The sequence below is a fragment of the Haemophilus aegyptius genome (genome assembly GCF_900475885.1).
Classification (GTDB): domain Bacteria; phylum Pseudomonadota; class Gammaproteobacteria; order Enterobacterales; family Pasteurellaceae; genus Haemophilus; species Haemophilus influenzae.
The window spans coordinates 1,119,122-1,131,676 of record NZ_LS483429.1 but is presented as its reverse complement, the minus strand read 5'-3'; the positions used below and the strand labels follow the sequence as shown (position 1 = coordinate 1,131,676).

The 12,555-nt window shown below is 38.2% G+C and carries 9 protein-coding genes; all 9 read left to right on the top strand.

The genetic code is table 11. The annotated features are described in order from the left end of the window. Positions 1 to 530: 530 nt before the first annotated feature. A complete protein-coding gene (locus DQN49_RS05935; protein ID WP_006996581.1) occupies positions 531 to 2,096 on the top strand; it encodes a cytochrome ubiquinol oxidase subunit I in 1,566 nt (521 codons plus the stop codon). A 14-nt stretch (positions 2,097 to 2,110) separates the two neighbouring features. Next, positions 2,111 to 3,247 carry a cytochrome d ubiquinol oxidase subunit II gene (cydB, locus tag DQN49_RS05930; protein ID WP_006996582.1) on the top strand — a complete coding sequence of 379 codons (1,137 nt, stop codon included), beginning with the start codon at positions 2,111 to 2,113 and terminating at the stop codon, positions 3,245 to 3,247. A gap of 270 nt (positions 3,248 to 3,517) precedes the next feature. Next, positions 3,518 to 3,970: a DUF441 domain-containing protein gene (locus tag DQN49_RS05925; RefSeq protein WP_006996583.1), complete on the top strand. Its 453-nt coding sequence runs from the start codon at positions 3,518 to 3,520 to the stop codon at positions 3,968 to 3,970. Further along, positions 3,971 to 4,345, top strand: coding sequence for a DUF423 domain-containing protein (locus DQN49_RS05920; protein ID WP_006996584.1), 375 nt, complete (start codon positions 3,971 to 3,973; stop codon positions 4,343 to 4,345). Next, on the top strand, positions 4,342 to 8,253 hold the full coding sequence (hrpA, locus tag DQN49_RS05915; protein ID WP_006996585.1) for an ATP-dependent RNA helicase HrpA: 3,912 nt from the start codon (positions 4,342 to 4,344) through the stop codon (positions 8,251 to 8,253). The genes DQN49_RS05920 and hrpA overlap by 4 nt, the downstream gene beginning before the upstream one ends. A 251-nt stretch (positions 8,254 to 8,504) precedes the next feature. Continuing rightward, on the top strand, positions 8,505 to 10,031 hold the full coding sequence (nrfA, locus tag DQN49_RS05910; RefSeq protein ID WP_005651712.1) for an ammonia-forming nitrite reductase cytochrome c552 subunit: 1,527 nt from the start codon (positions 8,505 to 8,507) through the stop codon (positions 10,029 to 10,031). 76 nt (positions 10,032 to 10,107) lie between these two features. After that, a complete protein-coding gene (gene nrfB, locus DQN49_RS05905; protein WP_032826382.1) occupies positions 10,108 to 10,758 on the top strand; it encodes a cytochrome c nitrite reductase pentaheme subunit in 651 nt (216 codons plus the stop codon). Further along, positions 10,755 to 11,432, top strand: a complete 678-nt coding sequence (gene nrfC, locus DQN49_RS05900) for a cytochrome c nitrite reductase Fe-S protein (RefSeq protein ID WP_006996588.1) — start codon at positions 10,755 to 10,757, stop codon at positions 11,430 to 11,432. Before nrfB ends, nrfC begins: the two co-directional genes overlap by 4 nt. Beyond that, positions 11,429 to 12,394, top strand: a complete 966-nt coding sequence (nrfD, locus tag DQN49_RS05895; protein WP_006996589.1) for a cytochrome c nitrite reductase subunit NrfD — start codon at positions 11,429 to 11,431, stop codon at positions 12,392 to 12,394. Before nrfC ends, nrfD begins: the two co-directional genes overlap by 4 nt. The last annotated feature ends 161 nt before the right edge of the window (positions 12,395 to 12,555 follow it).

The window sequence follows — 12,555 nt, the reverse complement described above, 5'->3', positions numbered from 1 at the left end:
TTGGTTAATGAACTCAATGCTAGTTTTGCCTTAATCCTTTTTATCCTTGGAAAGGAACAACAATCACATTACAAATGTTGAATGATAAATTAAGTATTAAATGCCACTACATACTTATTCAAGCAGTTAAAAACATCAATAGATGATGTTGGTTGAGGCAAATATTAAAATATGCTCTTACACAATGAAATTAATCATCTTTAAAACAAAAATTATTGCAAAAATGTCAATTTGATCTAAGTCAATTAAATTAAATGAAATATAACAAATAAGCCCTATTTTTGTATTTATATCAAAAATGTGATCTATATAGCATTTTTTACTATTTTTTATTCTTATATTTAGTAGTAGAATAGCCGCCAATTTGGGTTATCTCTATAATAACTGGTGTTTTTTTAACCTTTAAAAATAATTATGTAGATAAGTCAATGTAAACTTAGCTGATTGGAGTTGAGTAATTAGGGATTATTTAAGGCATCGCCTTGTTAATCATTGTTGGAACTAATGTTGTTTATACAAAGGAGTTGAGAATGTTAGACGTTGTTGATCTTTCTCGCTTGCAGTTTGCTTTAACTGCGTTGTATCACTTCATTTTCGTGCCGCTAACATTGGGTTTATCCTTTATTCTTGTAATTATGGAAACTATTTATGTGGCGACAGGTAAAGAAGTTTATAAAGATATGACAAAATTTTGGGGAAAGTTATTTGGTATTAACTTTGCCCTTGGGGTAACCACCGGTATTATTATGGAATTCCAATTTGGTACTAACTGGTCTTATTATTCTCATTACGTAGGGGATATTTTTGGTGCGCCACTTGCTATTGAAGCGTTACTTGCCTTCTTCTTAGAATCCACTTTTGTGGGGTTATTTTTCTTCGGTTGGGATCGTTTATCAAAAGGAAAACACTTATTAGCAACTTATTGTGTGGCTTTCGGTTCTAATTTATCTGCTATGTGGATTTTGGTTGCAAATGGCTGGATGCAAGCACCAACAGGTTCAGAATTTAATTTTGAAACTGTACGTATGGAAATGACTAACTTCTTAGATCTTTGGTTAAACCCTGTTGCACAAAGTAAATTCTTACATACTCTTTCTGCAGGTTATGTGACAGGCGCATTTTTTGTTTTAGCCATTAGCTCATACTTTTTACTAAAAGGTCGTGATTTTGAATTTGCAAAACGTTCTTTCTCCGTAGCTGCTACTTTTGGATTTATCGCCTCTATTTCAGTGCTAATTCTTGGTGATGAATCTGGTTATGATATTGGTAAAGCACAACCAGTAAAATTAGCCGCAATGGAAGCTGAATTTGAAACTCACGCAGCACCTGCTCCATTCCTTCCAGTAGCAATTCCAAATACGGCTGAAATGAAAAATGATTTTGCGATTGAAATTCCTTATCTTGGCGGTGTAATAGCAACTCGTTCAATTGATAAAGAAATTATAGGTCTAAAAGATCTTCAAGCATTAAATGAAACTCGTGTACGTAGTGGTATCCGTGCTTATGAATTATTTACTCAACTACGCGCTGAGAAAAAAGCAAATGGTCAAGTAAATGAAGAAACCAAAGCACAATTTAATGAAGTTAAAAAAGATCTTGGTTTCGGTTTATTATTAAAACGCTATACAAACAATGTTGTTGATGCGACAGAAGAACAAATTAAACAAGCCGCTCGTGATACTATTCCAAATGTAGGCCCTAATTTTTGGGCATTTCGTGCAATGATTGCCTCTGGTGGTTTAATTGCCTTACTTACATTCGGCGCATTTGTTCAAAATTTACGTAATAAAGTCACTCAAATTCCATTATTGTTAAAAGTTCTTTTATGGGGATTGCCATTACCTTGGATTGCCATTGAGTGCGGTTGGTTCTTAGCAGAATATGGTCGTCAGCCTTGGGCTATTTACGAGATCTTACCTGTTGGCGTATCCGCTTCTAATTTAAGTACAGGCGATTTATGGTTCTCCATTGGTTTAATTTGTGCGCTTTATCTTGCGTTCATTATTGTTGAGATGTATTTGATGTTTAAATATGCGCGTTTGGGTCCAAGTGCGTTAAAAACCGGCAAATACTACTTTGAACAATCAGCTAAATAAGTAGGAGATAAATTATGATTGATTATGAATTTCTACGTTTTATTTGGTGGGTGTTAGTTATTGTATTATTGATTGGCTTCTCTGTGACTGATGGATTTGATATGGGCGTGACCGCACTTTTACCTGTAATAGGTAAAAAAGAAGTGGAACGCCGTATTATGATCAACACTATTGCTCCCCATTGGGATGGTAACCAAGTTTGGTTATTAACTGCAGGTGGTGCAATATTTGCAGCTTGGCCAATTGTATATGCAGTATCTTTCTCAGGTTTTTACATTGCATTAGTATTAGTCTTGGCAGCGTTATTCTTACGTCCATTGGGTTTTGAATATCGTGCAAAAATTGATAATCCAACTTGGCGTTCTGTTTGGGACTGGGGATTATTCGCAGGTGGTTTTGTACCAGCATTAGTATTTGGCGTGGCTTTTGGTAATTTATTACAAGGCGTTCCATTCCATTTTAACGAATTAACTCAAGTGACTTATACAGGTTCATTTTTTGAGCTATTAAATCCATTCGCATTATTATGTGGTGTTATTAGCTTATCAATGCTTGCCACTCACGGCGCAAACTGGTTACAAATGAAAACCACTGAAGTCTTACGTGATCGGGCTCGTTCAGTAAGTCAAATTGGTTCTATTGTGACTTTAATTACATTCGTATTAGCTGGCGTATGGTTATATTCTAAAGATGGTTATGTAGTTACTAGCACTATCGATCATTTCGCTCCATCGTCTCCAATGAATAAAGAAGTTGCTGTAGAAACTGGCGCGTGGTTTAGAAATTTCAATGAAATGCCAATTCTTTGGATTTTCCCTGCGTTAGCTGTAGTTGCTGCATTATTAAATGCTGCATTTTCTAAAGCTAATCGTTGTGGTTTTGCATTTTTCTTCTCTGCATTAACAATGGCTGGTGTGATTATTACTGCAGCAGTATCAATGTTCCCATTTGTGATGCCTTCAAGTTCACATCCTGAACAAAGTTTATTAATGTGGGATTCGACTTCAAGTGAATTAACATTAACATTAATGCTGATTTTTGCAGTTGTTTTTGTGGTCATTGCTTTAGCTTATACTATTTGGTCTTACTCAAAAATGTTTGGTCGTTTAGATGCTAATTTCATTGATAAAAATAAACACTCATTATACTAAGGAGAAATAGAATGTTATATGCGATTTGGGTAGTGGGTGTATTGTTTGCAATTTGGGCTAGTGCGAAATGCACCATCAATAAAGAAAAAAAAGGTAAATTTGAAGAATAAATTATTTAAGAATTTTACCGACTAAATAAAAGGGTTCAGATCATAATGAACCCTTTTTAACTTTTCTCATTTATCTTTTTCTCAACAACAATGGAAAATAATTTTACGAATTTCTATGCTAGAATATTTACCAAAATTTCCATTTTTTTAACCGCACTTTATGACATTACAACTCAATACCATTGCTCTATTACTAGTGATACTTCTTATTCTTGGCGTATTAAGCAACAACAGCACAATTACCATTTCTGCTGCCGTATTACTTATCATGCAGCAAACTTTTTTATCTTCTCATATTCCTTTGCTCGAAAAATATGGCGTTAAAATTGGTATCATTATTTTAACCATTGGGGTTTTAAGCCCCTTAGTTTCAGGGAAAATTCAGTTGCCTGATTTATCAGGTTTTCTTAGTTGGAAAATGGCTCTTTCTATTGCAGTTGGAATACTTGTGGCATGGCTTGCTGGTAAGGGTGTGCCTTTAATGGGCGAACAACCCGTTTTAGTCACTGGCTTGCTTATCGGCACAATTATTGGTGTAGCATTTTTAGGTGGAATTCCCGTTGGCCCACTTATTGCTGCAGGTATATTAGCTTTATTTTTAGGGAAAATTTAAATGAAAAACAAATACCTTACTCTTGTTGCTTTAAGCGGATTCTTCTGTGTCGCACTAGGCGCATTTGCAGCGCATGGTTTAAAGCACATTTTAGATGTTAAAGCATTATCATGGATTGATACGGGGTTAGAATATCAAATGTTCCATACCATTGCAGTACTTGCCGTTGCATTATCTGCTTTACGTGACAACAAATTCGCCCGATTATCTATGTCTTCTTGGTTAATTGGAATCTTATTATTTAGTGGAAGTTTATACGCACTTGCTTTCGAAGCAAGCAATGTAATTGTATGGATTACGCCTATTGGCGGCACTTTATTTTTAATCGGATGGATTAGCTTAGCTTACGGAAGTTTCAAAAGTAAATCGCTATGAAAAACAGCTCGGTAAAACACACATTAACTCCCTTACAACAATCTCTTTTTTCTCAATTAAATGACATCATTCTGGTGGATCAACGTCGCTTATCCGCCTGCATTCATGGTATTGGAAAAATAAAAAGCCAAGAGGCTCAACAAGCCGTTGCCGCTGAAATCCAACAGCAAATTGAACAAGCTAGATTACGTGTAGAACAACGGAAAAGTGCGGTACAAAATCCGATTGTTTTTCCAGAAAGCTTGCCCGTTAGCCAACGCAAAGTCGAAATTCAAAAACTGCTTTCTGAACATCAGGTCATTGTGGTAGCAGGGGAAACTGGTTCAGGTAAAACCACCCAATTGCCGAAAATGTGTTTGGAATTAGGTTTCGGCAATTTAGGCATGATTGGTCATACCCAGCCACGCCGTATTGCTGCTCGTTCGGTGGCGGCGCGTATTGCGGAAGAACTGGAAACGGAGCTTGGTGGTTTAGTCGGTTATAAGGTTCGTTTTAACGATCAAATCAGTGATGATACACAAATCAAATTGATGACTGACGGGATTCTGTTAGCGGAAATTCAAAACGATCGTTTTCTCAATCAATATTCTTGTTTGATTATCGATGAAGCCCACGAACGTAGCCTAAATAACGATTTTATTCTCGGTTATCTGAAACAGCTTTTGCCACGTCGTCGTGATTTAAAACTTATTATCACTTCTGCAACCATTGATGTGGAACGCTTTTCTAAACACTTTAACAATGCGCCGATTATTGAAGTCTCAGGCAGAACCTATCCTGTTGAAGTGCGTTATCGTCCCGTAGTGGAAGAAGACGATCAAGATCAGCTACTAGGTATTCTTAATGCGGTGGATGAATTGCAAGCAGAAGGTCGAGGCGATATCTTGATCTTTATGAACGGTGAACGGGAAATTCGTGATACTGCCGAAGCCTTGCAAAAGCAAAATCTAAAACACACGGAAATTCTACCGCTCTTTGCTCGATTGTCTGCGCAAGAACAAAATAAAATTTTCCATCCAAGCAGTTTAAATCGCATTGTATTGGCGACCAACGTCGCAGAAACCTCATTGACCGTGCCGAGCATTAAATATGTGATTGACCCAGGTACAGCGCGCATTTCCCGTTATAGCTATCGCACCAAAGTACAACGTTTACCGATTGAACCTATTTCACAGGCATCTGCAAATCAGCGTAAAGGTCGTTGTGGTCGTGTAAGTGAAGGGATTTGTATTCGTTTATATTCGGAAGAGGATTTTAATTCTCGTCCAGAGTTTACCGATCCTGAAATTCTACGCACCAATTTAGCCTCCGTTATTTTGCAAATGACGGCATTGGGTTTGGATGATATTGAAGCGTTCCCATTTGTTGATGCGCCAGATAAACGCCATATTCAAGATGGCGTGAAGTTGTTGGAAGAGTTGGGCGCGTTTGAAACTGTTCAAACTAAATCGGGTGAAAAACGCCTATTAACTAGAGTTGGTCGCCAACTCACTCAACTTCCAGTCGATCCGCGCCTTGCCAAAATGATCCTAAGTGCGGTCAATTTTGGCTGCGTTTATGAAATGATGATCATCGTCTCTGCGTTATCCATTCAAGATCCGCGCGAGCGTCCACAAGAAAAACAGCAAGATTCTGATGAAAAACATCGTCGTTTTGCCGATAAAAAATCAGATTTCTTGGCTTTCCTCAATCTTTGGCGTTATCTACAAGAACAACAAAAAGAATCGAGTAAAAACCAATTCCGTCGTCAGTGCCAAAAAGATTTCTTAAATTATTTACGCATTCGTGAATGGCAGGATATTTATCATCAAATTCGTTTAACCGTGCGTGAAATGGGCTTGCCGATTAATTCCGAAAAAGCAGAATATCAGCAAATTCATACCGCACTTTTAAGCGGTTTGCTTTCTCATATCGGTTTAAAAGAAGCGGAGAAACAACAATATCTTGGCGCACGTAATGCCCATTTTGCGATTTTCCCCAATTCTGTGCTTTTCAAAAAACAACCGAAATGGGTAATGGCGGCAGAGTTAGTGGAAACCTCCAAACTTTGGGGGCGCATGGTGGCAGAAATAGAGCCAGAATGGATTGAGCCACTTGCCGAGCATTTAATAAAAAAATCCCATTCCGAACCCCTTTGGTCTAAATCTCGTGGGGCGGTGATTGCAGATGAGAAAGTCACGCTTTACGGTGTGCCGATTGTGGCTGTGCGACCAGTGAATTACGGTGCTATTGATCCAACGGTAAGCCGTCAGATCTTTATTCAATCTGCCTTGGTGGAAGGGGATTGGAACACCAAGCATAAATTCTTCAAAGAAAATCAAAGGCTCGTTCGAGAAGTAGAAGAATTGGAACACAAAAGCCGCCGCCGCGATATTTTGGTGGATGATCGCACATTGTTTGAATTTTACGATCAGCGTATTGGCACAGAAGTTGTCTCTCAAAAACATTTTGATACCTGGTGGAAAAAGGTGCAGCAAAAAGATCCTGAATTGCTTAATTTTGAACGTTCATTTTTGATCAATGATGATGCGGAACAAGTGAGCAAGCTGGATTTCCCGAATTTCTGGCATCAAGGTAATTTAAAACTCAAATTGACTTATCAATTTGAACCAGGTACCGATGCGGACGGTGTGACAGTACATATTCCATTGCCATTGCTCAACCAAGTGGAAATGACCGGCTTTGGCTGGCAAATTCCAGGCTTGCGTGAAGAATTGGTGATTGCGCTGATTAAATCGCTGCCGAAATCTTATCGCCGTAACTTCGTACCTGCACCTAATTATGCTCAAGCTTTTTTAAGTCGTGCGGTGCCATTGGAAAAGCCATTATTAGATACGCTGATTTATGAATTGCGTCGTATGACTGGCGTCACCGTAGAAGCGGAACATTGGAATTGGGAACAAATTCCAAGCCATCTGAAAATGACGTTCCGTGTGGTAGATGAAAACGGTAAGAAAATCGCAGAATCCATGAATTTGGATGAGCTGAAATTCAACTTAAAAGATCGTGTGCAGGAAAGTATTTCTGCTGTGGCAGATGATGGCATTGAGCAAAGTGGGCTGCATATTTGGAGTTTTGCAGATTTACCACAATGTTACGAACAAAAACAACGTGGTTTTAGCGTCAAAGCGTTCCCCGCCATTGTAGATGAAAAAGATGCCGTAGCTATCAAACTGTTTGAAACAGAGTTTGAGCAATCGGTGGCTATGCAACAAGGTTTGCGTCGTTTGTTATTGCTCAATGTGCCATCACCAATTAAATATCTTCATGAAAAATTGCCGAATAAGGCTAAATTGGGTCTGTATTTTACTCCGTTCGGTCGCGTATTGGATTTGATCGATGACTGTATTGCTTGTGCGGTGGATAAACTGATTGCCGATTTTGGCGGGTTTGTTTGGGATGAAGCAGGCTTTGAAAAATTGCGTGATTTCGTTCGAGAAAATCTTAACGAAGTGACCGTGGATATTGCGCAGAAAGTGGAGCAGATTCTTACTCTCACTTACCAACTTAACCAACGCCTTAAAGGCAAAATGGATTTCACGATGGCATTTGCATTATCCGACATCAAATCGCAACTTGCAGGTTTGGTGTATCAAGGTTTTGTGCAAAAGAGCGGTTATGATCGCCTACCAGATTTACAACGTTATCTGCAAGCCATTGATAAACGTATTGATAAGTTGGCTCAAGATGTAAACCGTGATCGTGCTGCGATGTTGCGCATACAGCAAGTACAACAGGCTTACCAACAATTACTGGCTAAACTGCCAAAATCTAAACCTATTTCCGATGAAGTGGCAGAAATTCGCTATATGATTGAGGAATTGCGCGTAAGTTTATTTGCCCAGCAATTAGGTACGAAATATCAAATATCAGATAAAAGAATAGCAAATATTATTAGTCAATACTAATGATAATAATACTCAAAATTAAGGCGGTTTTATACCGCCTTAATTTATTTAAAACAATAATGTACCTCTTTTTAAGTATTTTAAAATATAAGCTTGATCAAGCTCAAACTTTAGCATTCTGCGAGTAGAAAAACTTTTTTCTTTTGGTATCTTACGCTTGAATGAAAATATATCTACATTTTGTATGGATATTAATAATAATTCTCAACTTTCTACTTAACCTTTTTATTACAACAAATGGAGTAATTATCGTGAACGCATTCAAAAAAAGCCTTATTGTGGCAGCGTCTTTCGCGAGTTTAAGCTTATTTAACTCAGCCACTGCTGAGCTTGTATATAAGCCATTAGAACAACCTGTTGAACCCGCAAAACCTGATTTGAAAATTGAATCTGTAAATGAAAAATTTGCAGAAAAATATCCAAATCAATATAACAGCTGGCGTTCTACAGCAAACGGCGATGGCGAAAACATTATTTATGCTGATGAAGAAAATCCGCGCCTAATCGTACTTTGGGGTGGTTATGCATTTGCAAAAGAATATAACGCACCACGCGGTCACTTTTATGCGGTAACAGATGTGCGTAATATTTTACGTACAGGTGCGCCAAAAACGGCAAATGATGGCCCTCAAGCTATGGCATGTTGGACATGTAAAGGTCCTGATGTTCCACGTTTAATCGCGGAATGGGGTGAGAAAGATTATTTCAATGCGAAATGGGCAAAGGGAGGGCCTGAAATCGTGAACTCAATTGGCTGTGCTGACTGTCACGACACAACCTCTAAAGATTTTGCAGAAGGCAAACCTGCATTACGTATTGCTCGTCCACACGTATTACGCGCCCTTGATGCTTTAGAAAAAGCCACTGCTGAAAAAGATAAAGCAGAAGGTCGCCCACACAACAATTTAAGTTTCAACACGGCGGCGCGTACTGAAAAACGTGCAGAAATTTGCGCAAACTGCCATGTTGAATACTATTTTGCAGGGGACATCAAGCAAGTAACTTTCCCTTGGGATAATGGTCAAACCGTAGATGATATTGAAAAATATTATGATGATATTGGTTTCACTGACTGGACTCACTCACTTTCTAAAGCACCAATGTTAAAAGCACAACACCCTGACTTTGAAATTTGGTCTTTAGGTATGCACGGTAAAAATGGGGTAACTTGTGTAGATTGCCATATGCCAAAAGTACAAGGTGCGGACGGTAAAGTTTACACCGATCACCAAATTCAAAATCCATTTGAGGCATTTGACAGCACTTGTGCAAATTGTCACGATCAAAGCAAAGAAAAATTACGCGATATTGTTACTTCACGTAAAAAAGAAGTGAAAGATGTAATGGGTCGTTTAGAAGACCAAGTTGTCAAAGCTCACTTTGAAGCAAAAGAGGCTTGGGACGCAGGTGCAACTAAAAAAGAAATGGAAGCAGCATTAATGGATATTCGTCATGCTCAATGGCGTTGGGATTACACTGCTGCAAGCCATGGTGGTCATATGCATGCGCCTGAAGTAGTACTTCGTGTATTAGCTTCTGGCTTAGATAAAGTAGCAGACGCACGTACTAAACTTGCTGTAATCTTAACTAAACACGGTGTGAAAACTCCAGTTCAAATCCCAGATATTTCAACTGCTGATAAAGCGTGGAAAGTAATGGGTATTGATATTGAAAAAGAACGTAAAGCGAAAGAAGAATTCTTAAAAACTGTGGTACCACAATGGGAGCAACAAGCTAGAGAAAAAGGCTTATTAGTTGATCCACCAGCACAAAAATAAATGAAAAATGCACCGCACTTTTTAGTGCAAACAGGAAAGTGCGGTGATTTTCAAGGTCAAATTTGAGGTAACCCAAATGAATTTAACTTCTTTAATCAACAAATCTGCAAAAGCGTTAGCGTTAATTGTGGCATTTGTAGCAGCGCCATTTTTGGCTTATGCGGATGATGCACAAAAACCTGCGGATCATTTTACTTATGAACCGCAATTAGATAACCAACGCGCTCCTAATCAATATTGTGCTAAATGCCATAAATTCGACAAAATAGATAAAAACCAAACGCTAGATCAGTCTGGTGGCGAACTCCACTTTGGTAAATTTCACGGTGCACATTTAGATAAGAAAAATCCAAATAACGGTAAAGCTATTACTTGTGTAAGCTGTCACGGCAATGTTTCCGAAAATCATCGTCGCGGTGCTAAAGATGTTATGCGTTTTGAAGGAGATATTTTCGGTAATAAAAAACCGATGTATTCAGTTCAAGAACAAAACCAAGTTTGTTTTGCTTGCCATCAACCTGACAAACTTCGTGAAAAATTATGGGCTCATGATGTACACGCAATGAAATTGCCTTGCGCAAGTTGCCATACGCTTCACCCTAAAGAAGACGCAATGAAAGGTATTCAACCAAAACAACGCGTTAAACTTTGCGTAGATTGCCATGGTAAACAACAAAAACGTAAAGCTGAACAAGATAAACTAATCGAACAAAAGGATAAACTATGACAGTCTGCTCACGCCGAAACTTTGTTTCTGGCATGGGGGCTGTGATCCTTATGACGGGGACATCTTTACCTGCTTTTGCAAAAGAAAACAAGGCAGATAAACCTAAACGTTACGCAATGATACATGATGAAAATGCGTGTATCGGTTGTACAGCCTGTATGGACTCATGTCGTGATGTAAACCAAGTGCCAGAAGGCGTTTCTCGCTTAGAGATTCTACGTAGTGAACCTTATGGGGAATTTCCAAATCAAGAATACGAGTTCTTTCGTCAATCTTGCCAACATTGTACAAATGCACCTTGTGTAGCAGTTTGTCCAACTGGTGCATCTTTTATTGATAAAGAGACTGGCATTGTAGATGTACATAAAGATTTATGCGTAGGCTGCCAATACTGTATAGCAGTTTGCCCATATCGTGTACGTTTTATTCATCCAATACATCGTACCGCAGATAAATGTAACTTCTGCCGCGATACAAATTTAGCCAATGGTAAACAACCTGCTTGTGTAGAGGCTTGCCCAACCAAAGCATTAACCTTTGGGGATATGAATGATCCAACAAGTGCAGTTTCACGTAAAGTGAAAGAAAAACCGGTTTATCGCACTAAAGTGGAATTAGGTACACAACCAAACTTATATCACATTCCATTCCAACATGGGGAGCCTAGAAGATGACGTTAGATTATCCAGTTCCATTTCATACGCCTAATCTAGTGTGGGATTATACCATTGCAATCTACTTGTTTTTATTGGGGATCTCATCTGGTGCAGTACAGTTAGCAATTGCCTATAAACGCAGTAATAAACTAGAAAATCTAAGCCAAAACTGGATTATTCGATCTGGGGTAATTTTAGGGTCTGTACCAACATTAATTGGTTTAACGCTATTAATTTTCCACTTGACTCGACCTTGGACATTCTGGAAATTGATGTTTAACTATCAATTCAACTCCGTAATGTCGATGGGGGTCATGCTATTCCAAATCTATATGTTATTTTTAGTCATTTGGGGGCTAGTGATTTTCAAAAAAGAAATCGAAGCATTAATTAATCGCTTTATGCCAAAACTGCAATTTGTGATGAAACTCATCGGTATTGCAGAACGTATTGCAAGTCCAGTCGAAGTTATTCTTTTCATATTGGCTGCTGTGCTTGGAGCATACACAGGGTTCTTACTTTCTGCATTGATTAGCTATCCAATGTTAAATAACCCCGTATTACCCGCATTATTCTTAGCCTCTGGCACATCATCTGGTATTGCTGCAACCTTCTTAATTATCTTAATTGCAGGAAAACTAAAAGGTGATTCTCACGAATCGCACTTCATCCACAAATTTGAAGTGCCAATTATGGTGACAGAACTTGGTTTGATTGTGTGTTTCTTCGTTGGATTACATTTTGGTGGCGGACAAAAAACAGTTGCGTTACATAATGCCTTATCTGGTTTTTTGGGGGTGGTATTCTGGGTTGGAGTATTGATTATTGGTATCTTGATCCCATTAATCGCCAATATGTTTGTTAATGACCGTTTAAAATACAATCGTAACTTTATTATCTTGGTGTCAATTTTTGACTTAATTGGGGTATTTTGTTTACGTTTCTTTATTTTATATGCGGGACAACTCACTGTAGCTTAAACTGAAATTTTATAAAAAATTAATCTGCATTCTAAAAGTTTGATTAACTTTCTCACTTATTAGAGTGCAGATTTTTATATCTAAATAATCCAACTATGAAGACTAAACAGAATTTACGAAAACTTTCATTCCTGCCGTAATGCTTTATTTAAATTAAAAAG

Excerpts from the sequence above, each read along its gene's own strand:
- DQN49_RS05935 (WP_006996581.1), top strand. The coding sequence starts at position 531 with ATGTTAGACGTTGTTGATCTTTCTCGCTTGCAGTTTGCTTTAACTGCG.
- cydB (WP_006996582.1), top strand. The coding sequence starts at position 2,111 with ATGATTGATTATGAATTTCTACGTTTTATTTGGTGGGTGTTAGTTATT.
- DQN49_RS05925 (WP_006996583.1), top strand. The coding sequence starts at position 3,518 with ATGACATTACAACTCAATACCATTGCTCTATTACTAGTGATACTTCTT.
- DQN49_RS05920 (WP_006996584.1), top strand. The coding sequence starts at position 3,971 with ATGAAAAACAAATACCTTACTCTTGTTGCTTTAAGCGGATTCTTCTGT.
- hrpA (WP_006996585.1), top strand. The coding sequence starts at position 4,342 with ATGAAAAACAGCTCGGTAAAACACACATTAACTCCCTTACAACAATCT.
- nrfB (WP_032826382.1), top strand. The coding sequence starts at position 10,108 with ATGAATTTAACTTCTTTAATCAACAAATCTGCAAAAGCGTTAGCGTTA.
- nrfC (WP_006996588.1), top strand. The coding sequence starts at position 10,755 with ATGACAGTCTGCTCACGCCGAAACTTTGTTTCTGGCATGGGGGCTGTG.
- nrfD (WP_006996589.1), top strand. The coding sequence starts at position 11,429 with ATGACGTTAGATTATCCAGTTCCATTTCATACGCCTAATCTAGTGTGG.